The organism is Syntrophomonas sp. UBA1041 (assembly GCF_002316705.1).
Taxonomy (GTDB): domain Bacteria; phylum Bacillota; class Syntrophomonadia; order Syntrophomonadales; family Syntrophomonadaceae; genus DTU019.
The window spans coordinates 1-19855 of the sequence record NZ_DCEA01000068.1 but is presented as its reverse complement, the minus strand read 5'-3'; the positions used below and the strand labels follow the sequence as shown (position 1 = coordinate 19855).

At 48.2% G+C, this 19855-nt stretch carries 18 protein-coding genes; 12 read left to right on the top strand and 6 right to left on the bottom strand.

The genetic code is table 11. The annotated features are described in order from the left end of the window. Positions 1-100: 100 nt before the first annotated feature. From B2633_RS10110 to B2633_RS10095, 4 genes are all read right to left on the bottom strand, one after another. The gene (locus B2633_RS10110; RefSeq protein WP_483170518.1) at positions 101-1105 is read right to left on the bottom strand and encodes a tyrosine-type recombinase/integrase; all 1005 of its coding nucleotides are present in this window, start codon (positions 1103-1105) and stop codon (positions 101-103) included. Beyond that, positions 1098-2087, bottom strand: a complete 990-nt coding sequence (locus B2633_RS10105; protein ID WP_483170516.1) for a tyrosine-type recombinase/integrase — start codon at positions 2085-2087, stop codon at positions 1098-1100. Before B2633_RS10105 ends, B2633_RS10110 begins: the two co-directional genes overlap by 8 nt. Further along, complete coding sequence (locus B2633_RS10100) at positions 2071-3291, bottom strand: site-specific integrase (RefSeq protein WP_483170515.1); 1221 nt, start codon at positions 3289-3291, stop codon at positions 2071-2073. The genes B2633_RS10105 and B2633_RS10100 overlap by 17 nt, the downstream gene beginning before the upstream one ends. A 598-nt stretch (positions 3292-3889) precedes the next feature. Further along, a complete protein-coding gene (locus B2633_RS10095) occupies positions 3890-4738 on the bottom strand; it encodes a MerR family transcriptional regulator (RefSeq protein ID WP_483170514.1) in 849 nt (282 codons plus the stop codon). 390 nt (positions 4739-5128) lie between these two features. Here B2633_RS10095 and B2633_RS10090 point away from each other — a divergent pair, with 390 nt between their 5' ends. The 12 genes from B2633_RS10090 to B2633_RS10035 all read left to right on the top strand — a co-directional run bounded on the left by B2633_RS10090 (position 5129) and on the right by B2633_RS10035 (position 18830). Beyond that, a complete protein-coding gene (locus B2633_RS10090) occupies positions 5129-6283 on the top strand; it encodes an acyl-CoA dehydrogenase family protein (protein WP_483170512.1) in 1155 nt (384 codons plus the stop codon). A gap of 27 nt (positions 6284-6310) precedes the next feature. Next, positions 6311-7540 carry a CoA transferase gene (locus B2633_RS10085; protein WP_483170511.1) on the top strand — a complete coding sequence of 410 codons (1230 nt, stop codon included), beginning with the start codon at positions 6311-6313 and terminating at the stop codon, positions 7538-7540. 89 nt (positions 7541-7629) lie between these two features. Beyond that, positions 7630-8403, top strand: coding sequence for an electron transfer flavoprotein (locus tag B2633_RS10080; RefSeq protein WP_483170510.1), 774 nt, complete (start codon positions 7630-7632; stop codon positions 8401-8403). Positions 8404-8415: 12 nt separating this feature from the next. Continuing rightward, on the top strand, positions 8416-9312 hold the full coding sequence (locus B2633_RS10075; protein WP_483170509.1) for an electron transfer flavoprotein subunit alpha/FixB family protein: 897 nt from the start codon (positions 8416-8418) through the stop codon (positions 9310-9312). Positions 9313-9360: 48 nt separating this feature from the next. Beyond that, positions 9361-10653, top strand: coding sequence for an FAD-dependent oxidoreductase (locus B2633_RS10070; protein ID WP_483170508.1), 1293 nt, complete (start codon positions 9361-9363; stop codon positions 10651-10653). Continuing rightward, on the top strand, positions 10650-10940 hold the full coding sequence (locus tag B2633_RS10065; protein ID WP_483170507.1) for a 4Fe-4S dicluster domain-containing protein: 291 nt from the start codon (positions 10650-10652) through the stop codon (positions 10938-10940). The genes B2633_RS10070 and B2633_RS10065 overlap by 4 nt, the downstream gene beginning before the upstream one ends. 104 nt (positions 10941-11044) lie before the next feature. Beyond that, entirely contained in the window at positions 11045-12289 is a 1245-nt protein-coding gene (locus B2633_RS10060) for an MFS transporter (RefSeq protein ID WP_483170505.1), read from the top strand. A 148-nt stretch (positions 12290-12437) separates the two neighbouring features. Continuing rightward, positions 12438-13757, top strand: a complete 1320-nt coding sequence (locus tag B2633_RS10055) for an MFS transporter (protein ID WP_483170504.1) — start codon at positions 12438-12440, stop codon at positions 13755-13757. 112 nt (positions 13758-13869) lie between these two features. Then, positions 13870-15531, top strand: coding sequence for a class I adenylate-forming enzyme family protein (locus B2633_RS10050; RefSeq protein ID WP_483170503.1), 1662 nt, complete (start codon positions 13870-13872; stop codon positions 15529-15531). A gap of 71 nt (positions 15532-15602) precedes the next feature. Then, positions 15603-16589 (top strand): NAD-dependent epimerase/dehydratase family protein, encoded by a 987-nt coding sequence (locus tag B2633_RS10045; RefSeq protein ID WP_483170502.1) that lies wholly within the window; start codon positions 15603-15605, stop codon positions 16587-16589. A 14-nt stretch (positions 16590-16603) separates the two neighbouring features. Further along, a complete protein-coding gene (locus B2633_RS10040) occupies positions 16604-17344 on the top strand; it encodes an amidohydrolase family protein (RefSeq protein WP_483170501.1) in 741 nt (246 codons plus the stop codon). 25 nt (positions 17345-17369) lie between these two features. Further along, the gene (locus tag B2633_RS10035; protein WP_483170499.1) at positions 17370-18830 is read left to right on the top strand and encodes an SLC13 family permease; all 1461 of its coding nucleotides are present in this window, start codon (positions 17370-17372) and stop codon (positions 18828-18830) included. A 102-nt stretch (positions 18831-18932) separates the two neighbouring features. Here B2633_RS10035 and B2633_RS10030 read toward each other — a convergent pair whose 3' ends face one another. Then, on the bottom strand, positions 18933-19262 hold the full coding sequence (locus B2633_RS10030) for a type II toxin-antitoxin system RelE/ParE family toxin (RefSeq protein WP_483170497.1): 330 nt from the start codon (positions 19260-19262) through the stop codon (positions 18933-18935). After that, a complete protein-coding gene (locus tag B2633_RS10025; protein WP_483170496.1) occupies positions 19252-19539 on the bottom strand; it encodes a type II toxin-antitoxin system Phd/YefM family antitoxin in 288 nt (95 codons plus the stop codon). The genes B2633_RS10030 and B2633_RS10025 overlap by 11 nt, the downstream gene beginning before the upstream one ends. Between the last annotated feature and the right edge of the window lie 316 nt (positions 19540-19855).

Here is a 19855-nt window from a genome sequence, read left to right as displayed (position 1 = left end):
CATAAATCGTGTTATGCCAAGTTACAGGTTATGCAAAGTTGAGCGCAAAATGCCTTGATGTTGCATGGTATAGCAGACTCAACTTTGCATAATTGCTGGATTAAATGTTGCCTCTTAGCCAAATAAGGAGAACATCTTTTTCTTTTGGGGTGTATACTGATTTTACTTTTAGCTCTGTGCCATGTTTTTCGATTGCCTTTCTCTTCAATTCAGCATTTGCTTTTCCATAGATTTCAGTTGTTGTCACTGATGTATGCCCAAGAAAATCGCGGATATATACCAAGTTGACCCCTGCCTCCACTAAATGCATGCTTTTACTGTGACGAAATGAATGATTTGTGATATGTCCATGGAACATATTGCTGTTTGCAGCACGTCCCCGGGTAACATACTTGTCAATGATATACTGAACGCCGGCTCTAGTAAGCTTTTTGTGTTGCTTGTTTGAAAAAACAGGCGTCTCTAAACCGGAAACCTGATTGTCGCTCAAGTATTTCTTCAAAATCAGCACTACATCATGGCCGAGGGGCACCATTCGTGATTTGCTGCCTTTCCCGTGCAGCGTTACGGTCGGGTTAGATCTAAGGTTTAGGTCTTCAATCCGTAAATCTATTAGTTCCTGTACTCTTGCGCCAGTTTCATACAAAAGAGATAGAAGTGCCAAGTCCCTAAATTCATGTTTGTCATATGTATCCGGCAAAGAGAACAAAAACCGTATTTCTTTAATACTCAAATAGCTGATAATTGGCACCGGAGCTTTCTTGAACTCAACAGACAGTATAGCGGAGCACAATTCAAAGTGGGCAAGGTCGTGCTTTTGAAGATATTTGAAAAATGAGTGAATTGCCGCCAGCCGCTGATTCCTTGATGATGCCGAAAGGTGCCTATCCGTTTCAAGATGATCCAGAAAACCAGTAATTCTTTTTGCTGAAAAATCTTCTAAAGTTAGTTTGTTGCAGGATATGTTGAATGTATTTGTGATGTATTCAATCAGCTGAACAAATGTATCGCGGTAAGATTTTATCGTATTTTTGGAAACACCCCTCTGCCGTGGTAGGTAGATTCCAAAATATTCGGTTAGATGCATTCCAAAGCTACTATTCATAATGATCACCATCCAATCGCGGGAATAGATCAGGTGAATAACTGTCTGCCGCAGCGGTTATCCTTGAAAAACTACTTTGGGTAAGGCGGATATAGTATTCCGTTTCAATAATAGTTTTGTGACCGAGATATTTACTCAACAGGGGGAGGGATGAATATAGATCATACCCCTTTTGCTCCATTTGTTCCAGAGCCCGTATGGCCATAACATGGCGCAGATCATGAATACGTGGATATTTCCCGGATGCTCTCGGAGCAATTCCGGCTCTCACAAGTACTTGGCGAAATATATGATTGACAGTTTCGTAGGGATAAGGTCTGCCGTCATACCCATGAAACAGATAATCCACGTCTGAGACAAATGTTATCGTGTTTCGATATTTTTCCAGAATCTGCTTCATCGTTGCAGAGACACAGATCATTCGGCTTACATGGTTTTTGCTATTCCAGATATACAGGTTGCCGCTTTTCCAATCAATATCCTTGATCTTCAATGCCAATGCTTCAGAGATCCGCATCCCGGTACTATACAGCAACCGCAATAGAACCGGCAACATAGCACCATGATTATACGCATACGCCGTATGTACTGTCTTAAAGTTGTCAGCGGCTTGGAAAAGCTTACTGATTTCTTCTTGGGAATATATATAGGGAACAAAATCATCACGTTTGCAAACTGGATTTTCGGAGTCATAGATATTGCGATATCCATTTTGTATCAGAAACTTGGCAAAGCCATGTATTGCCATATATCTTTTTTCCTGATTTGACGCGGTTTCATTATTCTTAAGGCTTATCCAACGATCAAAAACAGATTTTGGAATGGCTATTTCGCTGATACCATTTTCAATGAAGAAGCGGTTCATTTCTGCCAATCTGTAGACTATGTTCTTACCATAGTTGTATCCTAAAGCTCTCTTGTACATGATGAATTCAGGTATCAACTCGCGGAATGGCCCCTTAAATTCAGGAATTGGATACATTGGGCACCTCCAACGATATTGCACTGAAATCCTTCTCATCAAGCGACAGGTATGTATCTGTTGTTTCTATGCTACCATGTCCCAATATCCCGGATATCGCGCTAATAGGTATATTTTTATTTAGCATACTGTTTGCCAAACTATGCCGGAGGGCATGAGTCCCGTGATGCTTACCAGAATAATCCACTCCGGCCTTGTCCATATATTTGATGACGATTCTCTGAAAGCTTTGGTGTCTCGCATAGCACGTAAAAGGCGCACACAAGGTCACTAAAATGTGTTCATCATCAACCGAGGCGCGCGAGTTTTTTAGATAATCAATCAACGGATATTTCACCTCGTCAATTAAAGGAAGCGTCAGAGGCTTACCGGTTTTTTGTTGCACAATCTTAATGATACTGTTTGTCCAGTCAATGTTCTCGTATTTTAGATCGATAATATCGCCTACGCGCATGCCATAATAGATTAGCAGGCTTAATATCAGATAATCATGCTTACCAATTGATGTACTAACATCGACACTATTCAGTATTCTTTTGATTTCCTCGTCTGTGTAACAAGACGGGATAAACCTGCTTCTAGATGCGCGTATCGTTGGAAAAGTCTCGTGACCGCTAAATGAAATGATTTTACTGTCATACATCCAGTCAAGCATTCCCCGAATATGGTACAATGCGGTACGTTTAGTTGTGTAGGTATAATTCTTATTCGAGTCAAGATATCGATAAACGTGTTCCTTGGTAATGCTTGATATGTCATCTACCCCACTACTGCTAAGAAAAGCAAGAAATTGTTTTGCAAACCGTGCTTTCCCAGTTTTTGTATTGACATTTAAGGCAAGGGAATTAATGTGTGCACAGTATTTAAGGTAGAATTGGTGGAAAGGAAGAGGGACCTCGCTTTTCTCATACAAATGGCTCTTTTGGTATGTGCCGGTTAAACTATACTCCCAAAAGATCAAGAGTGGCCTTCGTATGGCAATCTGACTAGCACTGATTGGCTTGTAAAGGTCAATGTCATATTGTACCTTCAGGAAATCCGTAATTGTCTCCATCGTGATTATTTCAATACCATTATACAGACAATAGCTTTGAAAATGATGTGTTACCCAATGATTTGTAGCTTTCACCTCCTCGCTGTGGCCGTCCTTTTCCAGACGGGAAAGAAATTCAGGAATCAGAATCTCCAAGTCTTTCGTAATCATTTATGGTTACCTCCTCGTAAAAATATACGATTATGGTAACGCATATTTATGAAAAGTGTTTTGCCGAATCTTATGCAATTATAGGCATTTTGCGCTCAACTTTGCATAACCTGTAACTTGGCATAACATGATTCATACACCATGTTTATTGATGGTGAAGAATCCATGCGGAAACGCAAAGGTATTCACGCATAACTTAAACTGCAGGGCTGCCAGCACAGCTGGTGGCTCTGCAAACATAATGGTGGCTCATTTTTGTCGGAGCAGTGGCTCCCATTTCCCGGAACAGGTGGCTCTGCCACGAAAGAATATGCACCATGCAACCCCTGTGCGCGCGTGAAAGTGGCCTGCTGGACCAACTGGATGTCATCGAATGCTTCGGCAGACCGGGCCGCGATTTACGGATGGCCGAGATTACGGCCAAGCAGCAGGAATCCAGGCAACCAAGATAATAGGCACGTACAATCGCTCTTCCAATTATTCCCATCGCAAAATAAGCCGGCTGACTCTGACTTTGTTAGACGGGTACCACCGATGGTCATGACAATTTGGTGAATTTTTGCTGCGGCCGCGATAGCTCGCGGTCTGCATCAAGTTATTACTTGTTGTTAAGCAGTACTTTATCCTTATCGCTGATGCGGGTCGTTTCATATTCGAAAGGCAGCCACGCCTGATGCCAGCTCAGGTACTCGTTGCCGGTGCGCTTCATTAGCGCTACGCGGCTGACAACGTCACCGTTTAATTCCAAATTCCGCGAATTCATGAACTCGATAGCGGGAGCAAACGTTTGGGGGCTAAGTATCTTCTGGGATCCGGACTGAAATGAAATGTAAATACTCGGACAGGAAGGTAAGTAGACAATATCATCAGTCTTGTCAATGTTCAGCAGCGGGGCGTATCTCCTTTCGACGATCAATCCAAACGCAAATTCATTTCCACGGTTCTCACAAACATCCTTTCCGTAAATGCCGCCCGGAAAAACAAAGGGGACTTTTTCAATCCAATCCCGGTAGAGTTCGAGGCGGGAATCAATCAGTTCGTAGCCATCTTGAGTTTTCAAAAAGTACATAGCGGGACGCAGTTGAATGTAATATTTTCCGATGCTGCTTACGGCATCATTAATAATCTGCTGCATTTCCCGCAACTGCTGGAGAAGGTTTAAATTCCAGATGATAGTCTCTTGGAGGTCCTCTTCCTCCGCGGAGAGACTTGACACAATATCTGCGGGTTCATACTTGCTGATCAGATCCACCGTCTCACTCATTGAAAATCCATACTGGCGGTAGACCCGGGCCCGGACGAGCACATGGATATCCCAAACATCATAATAGCGATAACCGGAGTCATGAGCTTTTATCGGGCAGATAATGCCCATTTTTTCATAATAACGGATAGCCTCAGGCGTGAGCCCCATTAGCTTGGCAATATCGCCAATTTTATGCTTCATAAGAACCTCCGCTGCTCTTAATCATATCAACATTAAAGCATCTTCAAGATTGATATGCAAGGCGGGGAAGGGCGAACGTTAAAGCATCTTTAAGGTTGACAGGAAAGAGCTATGGAGACCAAAAGACAGGGGGAAACAAAATAAAATTTTTTCGGATGGACAGCAAAAATATTTTCTAAATATCAAAAGTGTAGCATTTCAAGTTTATAGGGATTACGGCAAAAAACCGCATTTTTCGCTTTACTATTGGTTAACGAATGCGTAACATATTTAACATTTTCCTTATTGACTCTAAAGTTTCTTGAGAATGTAAACTGTATGTGAAGTGAAGATAGTGAAAACTGTAACTTTCTTATTATGGTTCTAAGTATTAAGATTGGAGGATTTTGTATGGATTTCAGGATGACCGACGAGCAAGAACTGATGCTGGAAAATCTGCGCGAGTTTTGCGCCAGGGAGATCACTGAGGAAAAAATTCAACAGTGGTACCGGGACAGAAGAGTTGCCGAGGACGTATGCAAAGCTTATCTGGATGCCGGTTTCGGGTACATGTTTATACCGGAGGAATACGGTGGAATTCCTTCAGACGCCATGACCCTGGTACTGGTTGTCGAAGAGCTTATAAGATCAGCGGGTGCAACCATGCCTTTTATGTCTTATGGTCTGGCAATGTATGATATTGCGGAATTCGGGACCCCGGAGCAAGTCAAAATGGGGATGGAAATGTACAAGCAAACCGGCCAGCAGTGTTTTTCCCTGGCCTTATCCGAACCGGTAGCCGGTTCTGACAACGCTTCCATGCAGGCCACCGCCAAATGGCTGGGTAACGGCAAAGTTGTTATTAACGGCACGAAGACGATGGTGAGCCATGCTGAAACGGCTCCTTTGATCATGGTTATCGCCAAAGACGAAGATCCTTCTCCTGAGAACAGGAACATGTCCATGTGGCTGGTTCCCAGAGAGGCTCCGGGAGTTAAGCTGGCGCCTTTGCATAAAATCGGGCAGGAGATTACCAATTTTTGTGAAGTGTACCTGGACAATGTAGAGGTAGATGAAAGCGCACTATTAGGCGTAAAGGGGCAAGGCTTCCTGCAGCTGATGCAAAACTTTGAAATAGAACGCTTGATGATTTCGGCCCACAGTCTGGGTCTGGCCCAGGCAGCCATGGAAGACGCGGCCGCCTATGCCGGACAGAGAATCGCTTTTGGTCAGCCGCTCGGCAATTTCCAAATGATTCAGCAAAAACTCACCGATATGGAAATCAAACTTCAGAACATGAGAAACCTGCTGTATAAAACGGCCTGGGAATTTGACAACGGCATCCCGGTACGCTTGAACAGCGCCTTGTGCAAACGGTACCTCTCGCTGGCGGCAACCGAAGTTTGCTCCGAGGCTATGCAGATATTGGGAGGAATCGGCTATACCACGGAGACCAGGGTCGGCAGAATTTGGAAAGACGCTCGCGGCAACTCCATGTCCGGGGGGACGGATGAAATAATGGTCCATATAGCGGGCCGGCAGATACTGAAAAAATACGCAAAATAAACCGGTATTTTTCGGGAGGTAATGAATATGTGGAAAAATCAAAAGTTGCCGGAGTTTGGAAATTTGTCTGATTTGCGCATTGTCCATGCATCAAGCTCCCTCGCCGGCCCTTTGGCCGCCACCGTTCTGGCCGAATACGGCGCGGATGTAATCTGGATCGAGAACGCATTGATGCCCGATTATACCAGGTTCACCCATAACATTCAATTGGAGTCGGAACGGCGCAACCAGAGAGCTCTGGCCTTGCAGATCGGTACCCCGGAAGGAAAAGAGATCCTTTTGAAGCTTATCAAAGATGCGGACGTCTTTCTGGAATCTTCCAAGGGAGGCCAGTTCGACCGGTTTGGATTGAGTGACGAGGTGCTTTGGCAGGTTAACCCCCGGCTGGTAATAGCGCATGTTTCCGGGTACGGGCAGAGCGGCGTTCCGGAATATGTGGGCCGGCCTTCTTTTGACGCCACGGCCCAGGCTTTTTCGGGATACATGTATGAAAACACCAACCCGGTCACGCCGCCTTATGCGACGGGACCGTATCAAGCCGACTATACCACTGCCTTATATACGGCGGTGGCTATTTTAGCCGCCTGGCATAAGGCCCGGCAAAGCGGAAAAGGCGACAGCATCGACGTAGCTCAATACGAACTGATGATGCGTACCAGTATTTTCTCGGTAGATTACTTCTCCTTCCAAAAAGAGTTTCCCAAGACCGGTGATAAATCAATGATTGCGGGCTGGGGACCCTTTGAATGCAAAGACGGTAAATATCTTTACTGCTGCTTTTCCGGGGTGAACGTAGTAAGGAATGCGGTTAAATTCCTGGGCTTGGAATACGGGTCGGAAACTTTTCCGGCCGGTAAGGCGATTTACCAGATCGATACCGCGCCGGGAGCGGCCTTTATGAAGGCGCTGCACGCCTATTTCGCCGCCAGAACCGTTCTGGAAGCGGAGCAGGAAATGCAGGCGGCCGGCTTGCCGGTATCCAAGATCAACAGTTTTGCAGACCTGGAAAACGATCCCCATGTTAAGGCGCGCAAGGTCATCGAAGAATGGGAAACGGTCAAAGGGACCAAACTCAGGGCCGTGGGTCCGCTGCCGAAGTTTAAGAACTATCCGGGGAGAGTGTGGCGGCCTTCGCCCAGCTTTGGCGAGAATAACGAAGAAATATTGGGAGAGATTGGCTATTCACCGGAAGAGATACAGGAACTATACGCCAAGACCATTATCGCCAAAGATGAACGATTGGATTACTCCAGATAGGCGGCTAAATGCCAATGCCCTGAAGTTGAATATTGGGCAGGCCCATGCTATTGAACAAGCTCACGCTAGAGAGGTGAAAGTAAAAGTATATGAAGATAATTACTTGCTTTAAGGTTGTACCCGAGGAACAGGATATTGCAATTAAAGCCGACGGGGAATTGTCATTTGACCGAGCCAAGCCTACCATAAGCGCTTATGATCTCAACGGTGTTGAAGCCGGAGCCCAGCTGCTGGAGGAATGCGGCGGCGAGCTCATCGCGTTAAGTGCAGGGGCCGGCAGTATAGACAGCCCCAAATTAAAAAAGAACATTTTGTCCCGGGGCCCGGGAAGCCTGGCAATGGTGGCCGACGACCGATTGCAGGGCTTGGATACCCATCAGACCGCCGAGGTTTTAAAGGCGGCGATTGAAAAGATCGGAGAATACGACCTGATATTGTGCGGGGAAGGGTCGTCTGATCTGTATGCGCAGCAGGTAGGGCCTCAATTGGGGCAATTGTTAAATATACCCGCAATTAACGCTATCAGCAAAATCACTGCCGCGGATGGGAAAATAGTGGTGCAAAGAACCCTTGAAAATGAAGTGGAAACTCTGGAAATTACCCTTCCTGCCTTAGTTACGGTCACCACAGATATCAACCTGCCGCGCATAGCGACGATGAACCATATCCTGGCAGCCGGGAAAAAGCCGTCGACGGTATGGGCGCTGGAGGATATAGGAATACCGGAACCGCCCCGTACTATTGAAGTTATTGATACCAGGGCTCCCCGGCAGGTTGAACGTAAACAGGATATCGTCGAGGGCGATACCGACGACGCCATACAGGAGTTTATCAGTAAACTCTCCGCCGTATTGGCGAAATAGGGAGGTGAAAGCATGAGAATCATAGTGCTGGCTGAAACCCAGAAAGCTCTTACGGAATTGTGCGCGGGCGCGAGTCAGATCTCAGCGCAGGTCGAAGCGGTAATAATAGGCGATCGATTGAAGCCGGCCGCCGATACCATTTGGCATATACCGGCTCAAGAGAATGCCCTGCTGGAAGATTATACGGAAACCATCGCCGCGCTGATTAAACAGGAGCAGCCCGGGCTGGTAATCGTGGAGCCTACTAAACGCTACAAGCTTATAGCGGGTCGAATCGCGGCTTTGCTGGGTACGAGTGTGATAACCGACATCCTGGAACTGGGGGAAGACCTGGCAGCCGAACGCATGGTATACGGCGGGGCGGCCCTGCGCACTGAAAAAGCGGCTTCCGGCTGCACCATAGCCATGGCCGGCAGTGGACTCTGGAAAGCCGGAACGGCGACAGAGACAGCTGTCCGGGAAGAGAAAACGGTTCAGTTCATTGAACCCGGGATCAGAGTAAAACGGATCGCCCGGGAAGAAAAAGAAAGCATGGCGGTCGACCTGCCCGGCGCCAGGGTGGTGGTCGGGGTTGGCCGCGGGATAGCCGAGCAAAAGGATCTGGAGATGATTAGACAGTTGGCCCGGGCGGTGAACGGGGAAATCGGCTGTACCAGACCGATTGCCGAAGCCGAGAAATGGATGCCCAAAGAGACCTACCTGGGGGTATCCGGATTAATGATAGCTCCGGAGATATATATAGCCATCGGAATCTCGGGGCAAATTCAGCATACCGTCGGGATCAACCGCTCCAAACTCGTAATCGCTGTCAACAAGGAAAAAAATGCGCCTATTTTTAAGCAGTCTGATTACGGAATTGTAGGGGATCTATATAAAGTCGTCCCGGCTCTGCTTAAACACTTCGGATGATCATGATAAAGATTGGGCTCGATTAGTGAGCGAAAGCGAGGTGAAAGGATGCCGGACGAAAGATTTGATGTAATTGTCGTTGGCGCAGGTATAGCAGGAACTGTGGCCGCCTGCCTTTTAGGCCGCGAGGGATTGCAGGTATTGTTAATCGAACGGGGCAACTACCCGGGCAGTAAGAACATGACCGGGGGACGGATATACAGTCACAGTCTGGAAAAGATTATGCCCGGCTTCGCCAAGGAAGCGCCGGTGGAAAGAAAGATTACCCGGGAAAAGGTGTTTATGATGACTGAAAAAAGCAGTATGGGTTTGGATTTTCAGTCGTCCTTGCTGGGAATGCCGGGGAGCGATTCTTATTCAGTGCTGCGAGGGGTTTTCGATCAGTGGCTGGCGGAGAAAGCCGAAGAAGCCGGAGTAGAAATTGTAACCGGAATTTGTGTCGATAAGCTCATCATGCGCGATGGAAAGGTAGGCGGGGTTATAGCCGGAACCGACCAGCTCGAAGCACGGGTGACCATTCTGGCAGACGGAGTTAATTCACTGTTGGCGCAACAAGCCGGACTGAGGCAGGAATTCAAGCCAAGCCATGTAGCCGTGGGGGTAAAAGAACTGATCGAGCTGCCGGCCGAACTGATCCAGGAGCGTTTTCAGTGCAATGAAACCGAAGGGACGGCATGTATGTTCGCCGGATTTCCTTCTGGCGGACGGACTGGGGGCGGATTTCTTTACACCAATAAAGAGAGTGTTTCCTTAGGGGTCGTGTGTACTTTAAGTGATTTAATCAAGGGACCAAAGACGGTACCGCAATTAATGGAAGATTTCAAGGCTCATCCTGCCGTGGCTCCCTTAATAAAAGGAGGCCGCTTGGTTGAATATTCGGGACACCTGGTGCCGGAAGGCGGATGGGAAATGATGCCCCGGCTGATAGGCGGCGGCGTTCTGGTGGCAGGCGATGCGGCAGGATTCTGCGTGAATCTCGGTTATGCGGTGCGGGGAATGGATTTTGCGGTAGCTTCCGGAGAATGCGCGGCCCGGGCAGTAATCGAGGCTGGCCAAGGAGGTGACTACAGCGAAAGCGACCTGCAAATATATAAGGCCTATCTGGAGGAATCCTTTGTTTTGCAGGATATGAAGCTGTACCGCAAGTTTCCGCATTTTTTGGAAACAACCCCCCGGATATTCTCGGACTATCCCGGATTACTGGAGGGCATAATGGCCGAACTGTTCGTAATGGACGGACAACCTTCCCGGACCCTGCTTAAGACGATGATGAAGCACGCGGACAAGGTAGGCTTGTTAAAGATTGCGGGAGACGCTTGGAAAGGAGCGCGTTCAATATGAGCACGGTGAACGTAGACGCCAAATTATCCTTAAACAAGTTTTACGTCAATGAAGAGGACGCTCACATTGTACTAAAACAAAACGCTGCAACGGAATCCGATGAATTTCGCAAGCTTATGCTGGCATGTCCGGCCGGTCTGTACCAACAAGACGATAAAGGACGCATTCAGTTTGACTATGCCGGCTGTCTGGAGTGCGGGACCTGCCGGATATTATGCGGTAACACCATCCTGGAGAAATGGGAGTTTCCCCAGGGAACCTTCGGAATAGAGTACCGCTGGGGATAGGGATCTGCCCCATAGCCGGCGCCTTGCGCCCAGCCGCCTGAAAGCTGTTGAAGCCTGTCTTGGCGAAGAATTATACACCAAACCATAGTAAAGGAGTGGTCATTATGAATGAAAAGAAAACACCGGGGTTTCATTACGGATATTTAATTGTCATCGCCTGTTGCGTCCTGATGCTGGGACCGTGCTGCTTTTCCTTTAATACCGCAGGAATATTTTATGATTCGGTAAGCAAGGAGCTGGGAGTCGGCAAGGGGGATTTCGGCCTGTATATGACCATTGAGTATCTGACCATGTTTTTGGTGCTGCCTTTGGCGGGAAAGATGCTCAATAAATATGACGCGAGACTTATTCTTACCACAGCGGTTATCATGGTCGCCGGCAGTTTGATGGCGATGTCGACCTTCCACTCGGTTTATTCTTTTTATGTGGCCGGTTTTCTTATCGGCGTAGCCAACGCCTGGATTCTGTATTTGGTAGTGCCGGTTCTGATCGGCCGCTGGTTCAAAAAAAATGTGGGCCTATGGGTAGGCCTTTGTATGGCGTTTACCGGGGTAGGGGGCATAATTTTCAACCCTATCGGAGGGCAACTGATAACTGATTACGGATGGAGAACAGGATACTTAACTTTCGGCATTATAGCCGCGGTGATCGCCTTGCCGTTCACCTTGTTCGTTATAAGGAGCTATCCCAGCGACAAAGGATTACAGCCTTATGGCGAGGGAGAGGTTGATGAATCTGCGCCGGTGAAGCTTACCGGTGTTTCCGTCCGGACCGCCGTTAAAAGTCCGGCCCTGTATCTGATGGCTTTCTATGCGGGGCTGGTTAATCTGGGGCTGACGGTGAACTATTACCTGCCCTCTTATGTCGGGACGCTGGGCATGCCTCTTACGGTAGGGGCAACCCTGGCTTCGACAGTGATGTTTGGGTCATTGTTCGGCAAGATCGGCCTGGGCTGGCTGAATGACAAGAGCGTTCCGATGGCCATGGTTACGGGTCTGAGCTCGGGTATTATCGGCCTGGGCGCCCTTATGCTGTTTGCCAGCCATGGTTTGTGGGTTATTTTAGCCGCCGGGGTATTCTTCGGGATCTTTTTTGCCAGCGCCACCACCACCACCCCGATGATGGCCCGCTTTATCTTCGGCGATCGGGATTACAGCCAGATATACTCCTATGTTACCATGGCCTGTGCCTTCCTGGCCGCCTTTGGCTCAGCCATTTGGGGCTTCATTTTTGATGCCACCGGAAGTTATTTGCCCACTTTAGGGATTGACATATGCATAATGGCGCTGTGTTTTGTTCTGGGAATTGGCGCCATGAAAATAGGCAAAAACCTGCCCCGCGAAGCATAGCTCAGGGGCTCTGGATTACGGTTGGTAAGATATCAGCAATTTGACGCTGGCTTAACCCCCGGACGATTAGATTCAGGCCTCATTACTCTATGAGGCCTGGATCGGCCCCCCTGTCGTTGTCTTGATGAAAGGAAGGGAGAGGAACTTTATGCTGTCTGAGCGGAATAAGGCTGGATTTCATTATGGATATTTGATAGTAGTCGCCTGCTGTGCTCTGTGTCTGGCGCCAACGACGCTATCCTTCAATACCGCCGGTATATTCTTTACTCCGGTAAGCACTGAACTGGGGGTCGGAAAGGGACAATTCGGCTTCTATATGACCGTTCAGTATCTGGCTATGACTTTTGCTATGCCTTTTGCCGGCAGAATCCTGGCCAAATATGATGCCCGGGCTATTCTTACTGCCTGTGTGCTGTTGGTGGCCGGCAGTTTGATGGCCATGTCCGGGTTTGCGGAATTGTACCAGTTTTATATCGCCGGTTTTTTGATTGGCGTGGCTAATTCCGTACTCCTGTATTTAATGGTGCCTACCCTGATTGACCGCTGGTTTAAAGATAAAGTTGGACTGTTTGTCGGATTATGCTTGGCTTTCACCGGCATCGGCGGCATAATCTTTAATCCTATCGGCGGTTATCTTATCGATACATTCGGATGGAGAACCGGTTATTTTGCTTTTGGCACGATTGCCGCCGCGGTGGGATTGCCTTTTACTATTTTTGTTATCAGGAGTTTTCCCGGGGACAAAGGGCTGCAGCCTTACCGCAATACCGCGTCTGGCCGAAACAATGGCGCGGAAGCTGGTATTGCCGGGATTTCGATGAGCACCGCCCTTAAAAGTCCGGCCTTATATTTCCTGGCGGTGTATGCGGGGATGATGGATATCGGGATTACGCTGAATTATTATATCCCTTCTTATGCCGGATCCCTCGGATTGTCCATAACGCTGGCCTCAACGGTAGCTGCGGCGGTTATGATAGGACAGATGAGCGGCAAAATACTATTGGGATATATCAATGACATGAGTGTTAAAGCTGGTATGACTGCTGCCGTCGGCTCAGGCATTATCGGAATAGGAGCGATGGCTCTCTTCGGCACCCAAGGAATCTGGATTCTGTACGCCGGTGCGTTCATGTTTGGCATTTTCTTTGCCGGAGCAACCGTTACCACTTCGTTAATGACCCGAGGAATTTTTGGCAGTCGCGATTACAGCCAGATCTTCTCGGTGGTTGCTATGGTTGCTTCTTTCTGTGCCGCTTTCAGCGCGGCCCTCTGGGGTTTTATTATTGATTTCACCGGCAGTTATACCTTCGCCCTGGGGATAGGAGTCCTATTAATGGTCATAACCTTCTTTATTGGCTATGCCTCATTAAAACTGGGGGATAAGCTGCTTAAAGGGTCTGCCCCGCCGATAATAAACCGCTCTTGCCTTCAGCCGGAAGTTATGCTAGAAAACCGCATCCTCAAGTAAAAGTATGGGAGAGATGACGGGATATACCGTTTTGCCCGGATATAAACGGAGTTGTTGAAATCAAGAGTGGGATGGCAGGATTGGCTTAATTATTGAAGCGGAGGTTACGATTATGTCTGATGATACCAATTTTGATGAAAGTGCTTTACAGGCGGAGAATCTGTGGTTAACGCAATATGACGGCAAGGTTGAACGAACCCTGCCGGCCTCCGGGTTGACCATAAAGGATACGATAAAACAGCTGGTTGCGGCCAAGCCCCATCAGGCTCATATTATTTATCATGATCAGGTATTGACCTACCGGGAGAGCAATGGATTAGCCTGCAAGCTGGCCAACGCCTTACTCGGACTGGGATGCGGAAAGGGCGACCGCATCAGCATTATATTGCCTAATATCCCGGAAACAATCATCTCCTTTATGGCCTGCTATAAAACCGGCATGATTGCGGTCGGCTATAATCCGCGCAGTACCGAAGCCGAAATCAGGAGCAATGTAAACAATCACCGTGCCGGGACAATCATCGTGGATCAGGAAAATGCGGATAAAATAATTAAATTAATGCATCAAAAAGAAACTTCAATTAAGAAAATTGTAGTTTTGGGGTACAGCGAAGATAGTAATGAAGATCAGGTATACGATTTTTATCGGCTTATAAACAACGAAGAAGATATTGAGCCGGATATAACGGTTCTCCCGGAAGACTTCGCCCTACTCCTTTACACCGGAGGCACCACCGGTATCAGCAAGGGGTGCTGCCACACCAACCGGGCCTTGGTCGGAGAACAACATGCATTTTACAATTGGTTCGCTGCCGCCTTGAAAAAACCGGAGACCCGGAATCTGATCTGTGCGCCGATGACGCATATTATGGGCATTAACTTTGGCATCAACTGGGGTCTTGTCAATGGCGGCTCGGTGGTTATAGTGGATACTCCGACCACGGAAAAAATTATGGCGGCGGTTAATCAATACGAGCCCACCATGTGGGCCACGGTGCCGGCCCTGATGAACGGACTGCTCCATCATCCTGATATTAAAGGGTCTAAAATAGGCGCTCTGGAAATCGTAATCTATGGCGGAGCTTCCACCGCCCGGGAAACCATCATGCAGTTTAAAAAAATCAGCCGGGCGAAACTTATAGAAGGGTATGGCATGTCGGAATGTGTCGGGCTAGCAACCATGAGCCCGGTTGCCACCGAAGGCAAATTAGGAAGTATCGGCATACCTATATCGGATACCGACGTATTGATTGTCGACCCGGTTGACGGTACCCAGGTATTGCCGCCTGACCATAAAGGAGAGATTATTATCCGGGGCCCCCAGGTAATCAAAGAGTATTGGGAGTATCCGGAGGAGACGGCCCATGCTATCCGCAATGGCTGGCTGTACAGCGGAGATATAGGCTGCATGGACAACGACGGGTTTTTATATCTGGTCGACCGGAAAAAAGACATGATCATTGTCGGCGGGTTTAACGTTTACCCTCGGGAGATTGACGAGCTTTTGTTTACCCATCCCAAGATCTTTGAGGCCTGCACGATCGGTATCCCCGAGCCTCGATTAGGGGAAGTGCCCAAGAGTTTCGTAGTTTTAAAGCCTGGTGAAACATTAAGCGCCGAAGAAGTAAGAGCTTATTGCCGGGAAAGGCTGATTGCCTACAAAGTGCCTAAAATCGTGGAGTTTATAGACAGTATTCCCAAAACCAAGGTCAAGAAACCGGATAAAGAAGCGCTCAAACGGATGGAGAAGGAGAGCATGCGGTTAAGTTCATAGAAAGAAGCAATCCATTTATTAATCAAGCGGGGACTTTTAATAAATATCCTCGGCTTAAAGGAGATGAATCGATGTCGTACTTAATAACCGGGGGCGCGGGAGCTTTAGGCTCCGCCATATCCAGAAATCTGGTTGACCGGGGAGAGACGCCGATCGTTTTAGACATTAAAGAAGATTACACCTTGCTGGCTGATATTAAAGCTGAAGTTATTTTTGTAAAAGGCGATGCCGCTTCCGCCGAGCCTCTAAATGCAATCCTGGAGCGATATAATGTGCACTGCATCATCCATACGGCCGCATTATTGTCCGCCTCGGATCCTAAAATAATGATTCCCATGAATACCAGGGCTACGGAAAACATTTTATGGGCGGCGCTCGATGGCGGGATTAAACGGGTGGTCAATATCAGTTCCAAAGCTGTCTACAATGTAGCCGCAGGTGAATACGGGCATCCGCACTACCAACCGATTAATGAGAACTATGAGCGCGATAAGCCGATGGGCTTTTACGGCGTTACCAAAAATTACGGCGAGCTGTTGGGCAACGAGTTTTCCCATCGTTACGGCCTGGAGTTTGTCTCGCTTCGTTTCAGCACCATGTACGGCCCGGGACGTCTGCTGAAAAATCCCCATTCCCCGATGGTGCTGCCCTGCAGGATTATTGAAAACGCCATGCTGCGCCAGCCCTTCAGGTGGGAGTTTGGGGGGGACCAGGTCGATGATTTTATCGGATATGACGACGCCGGCGAAGGGGTGGTTCTGGCGGCTCTGGCCCCCCGGGAGAACCTGCGCCGGAATGCCTACAATATCGGAACCGGCCGGGGACACACCTTAAGAGACTTCGCGGCTGCGGCCCGGACCATTTTCCCGGACTTTCAATATTATATCGGCCCCGGTCTGAATCATACCGGCTCTCCAACCCCGTCCTACAGCATCTATGATATTGAAGCCGCCAGGCAGGATCTGGGCTATCAACCCCAAAACGACTTGACGGCCGGGGTGCGCAAATATATCGAGACGATGAACAGACTGGGCCTGGCGCCTACTTCGGTGGAGTAAGGGGGGGACGCTTCATGATTTTCGATTGTCATGCGCATGTAGGATACAGCAAGTTTGCCGACCGGTTGATTACCGCTGAAGCAGTGCTTGAAGTCATGGACAGGGCCGGGATCGACAAAGCGCTATTATTGCCCACCGCTTCCACCGGAAAATATTATAGCGGCGAGCAGATGCTGGCCGAAGCCAACCAGGCGCCGGACCGATTGGTTCCCTTTGCCGGAGTCAACCCCAAAGATAAAAATGCCCTGAACGATTTCGAGGAGGCGGTTACCCAATACGGGGCCAGAGGACTCAAAATCCATCCGGTATACGCGGCTTGCGCGGCTGATGACCAACATTATGTCTACCCGCTGGTGGAAATGGCGGAAGCACTTGGCGTTCCGGTCATGTTCCATTCGGGGGAGGCTCCTTATGCAACTCCCTGGCAGGTCGGCCTGGTAGCCATGGACTTCCCCCGTGCGACCATCATTATGGAACATATGGGTTTTGACGCCATGGTGTTTACCGGCGCAGCCATTAAAATGGCGCGCAAATGCCCCAACCTTATATTGGGAACCACCGGCGTGATGTATGAATTTCCTATCGCTGCCGCGGTTGACAGTATCGGAGAAGATCGGGTTATTTATGGCGGCGAGCTTCCCATGAACAATCCTGTCCACGAAATTCTCAAGGTCAGGTGCGCCCGGATCAGCCAAACCGCCCAAGAAAAAATTTTAGGAAAGAATCTGGCCCGCCTGCTGTCCATTCAGGACTGATGATTGCCGGAAAGGAAGTCATACCGTGAACCAGTTTATTGATAACGCCAATAATGATGAACATATTCTGCAAAAGAGAGAATTTTTAACGTTGCCCTTTATCGGTACGTTTCTATTGTGCCTGGCGGGGTTATATTTTGCTCTGTATAAACCCTTTGTCGGGCTGGACGCTGCGGGGCATCAGGTTATGGGGACAATAATCGGGGCGCTGGCCTTCTGGATGTTCAAACCGGGGGGGATTCCTTTCGCGGTTGGCACGATCGTATTACTGGTTGGCTGTGTCATGTCCGGACTATCGATCAATCAGGCTGCGGCAGGTTTTGCCGGGTCCTCGTTATGGCTGTTGATTCCGGCGCTGTTCTTTGGATTTGCCTTAAAGAAGTCCGGCTTAGGCAATAGAATAGCTTTTTTCATGCTGAAAAGCATAAATCCCAGCTACAGGGGGATTCTGTTGGTATGGTTGATACTGGGAACTGTATTCTCCTTACTGACGCCTTCCATTGGCATCCGCTTCCTGATCATGACCGCCATTGCCGTCAGCGTGGCCGATGCCTGCGATTTAAGCAAAGGCTCCCGCGGACGTTCCTTGATCGTTATCACAGCATGGGCTTCGGCTGTTTTCCCCGGGACCGGCTGGTATACCGGTTCCTTATATGGTCCGGTTTTAACCGGATTTTTACCGGCAGAGATGCAGTCAATAGCTACAGAGGGCGTATGGTTTAAAGTCATGGGGCTGCCGTGGATTTTTATTACCGTCGCATTTTTTGTTATCATATACTTCATGCTGCGGCCTGAAGAAAAACTGCATATAACCCGGGAAAAGTTTGCCAGCCTGTATTTGAATTTGGGCAATACCGGCAAATCCGAAAAAATAGTGCTGACAACTCTCCTGGCCGTATTGCTGTGCCTGCCCTTGCAAAAGCTGCTGGGACTGGCATCCTTTCAAATAATGCTGCTGGGATTTTTAATCTTTCTGCTCACCAGAGTAATAGGAAAACAAGATATCGGGACAGGAATCAGCTGGGATATTATTCTTTTTATTGGCGTTATTATCGGGCTTCCGGATATTATCATTATCTCCGGGATCGCCGGCTGGGCAGAGCCGGTCATGGGATACGCGATAACATTTTTAACCAGGAGCAGCCTGACTTTTTTAATGGGCCTGACCCTGATCTTTTTTGCCCTTCGTTTTATTGATGTTACCTGGGGGTTCGCCATCGGAGCCTTTTTAGCCACCGCCACTCCCGTGCTCTACCATACTTATCATATCCATCCGACTATGGTTCTGATGATATTTACATTGGGGGGAACATTGTTCTTTACCAGTTATCAGCAACCCTGGATTCCCCAGGCCGAATCCATCATGCAAGGCAACGGATGGAATCCCCGACATCTGCGGCAGGCTGCCTGTGTATATGCCGGCGTAGTGATTCTTACGCTGATGGCCTTTCTTCCCTATTGGAAAGCAATCGGGGTAATGCCTTGATGACGCACCACTTTCCCAAATTTGGTTTATCAATCCGATACGGAAAAGCAAAAAGAGAGGCGTTGCCCCGTAAGGGACAGCGCCTCTCAATATGATTTACGATTACTTACTTAAGCTGCTCTTATCATCATCTTGCCGGCAATCCTGTATATCATCCACAAACACTTGATTGCCAATGATCTGATAAACGATCCGATACCTTTTGTTTGATAGTATATAATGGTATTTGCCGACTGGAAGATATGGACGGTTATAGGCGGGATAACGGAACGGATCGGTCCGGAGATTCCGAATATCTTCAAGCAATCCATCCAAAAGCCGGTTGGCCGCATTAACGCTGACACGCGCTAAAAACTCAAAATGGTCATACATTCTGTCATTGGCATCGGAGGCAATAATTATTTGATATAGCTTTTTATCATTACCTTCCATGCTCCGCTCCCCGAGCGATTGCTTCCCTCATGTTTTTTTCGAACTCATCAACCGTATATCCTTGAGTTCCAAGCAAACGGGAACGTTCCGTCGCAAGCAAACGCTCGGCTGTCGCCAGATCATCCTCGCGCCGGTTGAATGTTTCAATATCCATGATAACTGTATCGCCGACGCCATTTCTGGTTAAAAATACCGGGACCTTTGTTTTACGGCAAATATCAGCGATACTGTTGTAATTTTTCCGCAGCTCACTTGATGACTTAATTATTGTACCCAATTTTCTCACTCCTGATAGTCAAATTTATATCAGTATTATACCCTTATAAGACTAAAACAGCAAGAGTGAAATTGCTGATAAGTCTGATAAGTTACGGCCTTATCCACGGCTCAAATTGCGTGCAAAATTGTTGCGCGGCAATCCCTTGAGCTGCTGAGGAAAAAAGTTGAGATATAGAGTATACACCGCCGATAAAACTCCGCCGAGATCCGACCGTAGATTATCCGCATCCGGCGGGTGATGGCCGCTATAAAGCGGCGGGAGCATATCAGTGATAGGCTCCCGCCGCCGGACTTAACTTCTTCGATTATACTGC

Excerpts from the sequence above, each read along its gene's own strand:
- B2633_RS10065 (WP_483170507.1), top strand. The coding sequence starts at position 10,650 with ATGAGCACGGTGAACGTAGACGCCAAATTATCCTTAAACAAGTTTTAC.
- B2633_RS10045 (WP_483170502.1), top strand. The coding sequence starts at position 15,603 with ATGTCGTACTTAATAACCGGGGGCGCGGGAGCTTTAGGCTCCGCCATA.
- B2633_RS10050 (WP_483170503.1), top strand. The coding sequence starts at position 13,870 with ATGTCTGATGATACCAATTTTGATGAAAGTGCTTTACAGGCGGAGAAT.
- B2633_RS10055 (WP_483170504.1), top strand. The coding sequence starts at position 12,438 with ATGCTGTCTGAGCGGAATAAGGCTGGATTTCATTATGGATATTTGATA.
- B2633_RS10085 (WP_483170511.1), top strand. The coding sequence starts at position 6,311 with ATGTGGAAAAATCAAAAGTTGCCGGAGTTTGGAAATTTGTCTGATTTG.
- B2633_RS10040 (WP_483170501.1), top strand. The coding sequence starts at position 16,604 with ATGATTTTCGATTGTCATGCGCATGTAGGATACAGCAAGTTTGCCGAC.
- B2633_RS10100 (WP_483170515.1), bottom strand. The coding sequence starts at position 3,291 with ATGATTACGAAAGACTTGGAGATTCTGATTCCTGAATTTCTTTCCCGT.
- B2633_RS10075 (WP_483170509.1), top strand. The coding sequence starts at position 8,416 with ATGAGAATCATAGTGCTGGCTGAAACCCAGAAAGCTCTTACGGAATTG.
- B2633_RS10095 (WP_483170514.1), bottom strand. The coding sequence starts at position 4,738 with ATGAAGCATAAAATTGGCGATATTGCCAAGCTAATGGGGCTCACGCCT.
- B2633_RS10080 (WP_483170510.1), top strand. The coding sequence starts at position 7,630 with ATGAAGATAATTACTTGCTTTAAGGTTGTACCCGAGGAACAGGATATT.
- B2633_RS10090 (WP_483170512.1), top strand. The coding sequence starts at position 5,129 with ATGGATTTCAGGATGACCGACGAGCAAGAACTGATGCTGGAAAATCTG.
- B2633_RS10060 (WP_483170505.1), top strand. The coding sequence starts at position 11,045 with ATGAATGAAAAGAAAACACCGGGGTTTCATTACGGATATTTAATTGTC.
- B2633_RS10070 (WP_483170508.1), top strand. The coding sequence starts at position 9,361 with ATGCCGGACGAAAGATTTGATGTAATTGTCGTTGGCGCAGGTATAGCA.
- B2633_RS10110 (WP_483170518.1), bottom strand. The coding sequence starts at position 1,105 with ATGAATAGTAGCTTTGGAATGCATCTAACCGAATATTTTGGAATCTAC.
- B2633_RS10105 (WP_483170516.1), bottom strand. The coding sequence starts at position 2,087 with ATGTATCCAATTCCTGAATTTAAGGGGCCATTCCGCGAGTTGATACCT.
- B2633_RS10030 (WP_483170497.1), bottom strand. The coding sequence starts at position 19,262 with ATGGAAGGTAATGATAAAAAGCTATATCAAATAATTATTGCCTCCGAT.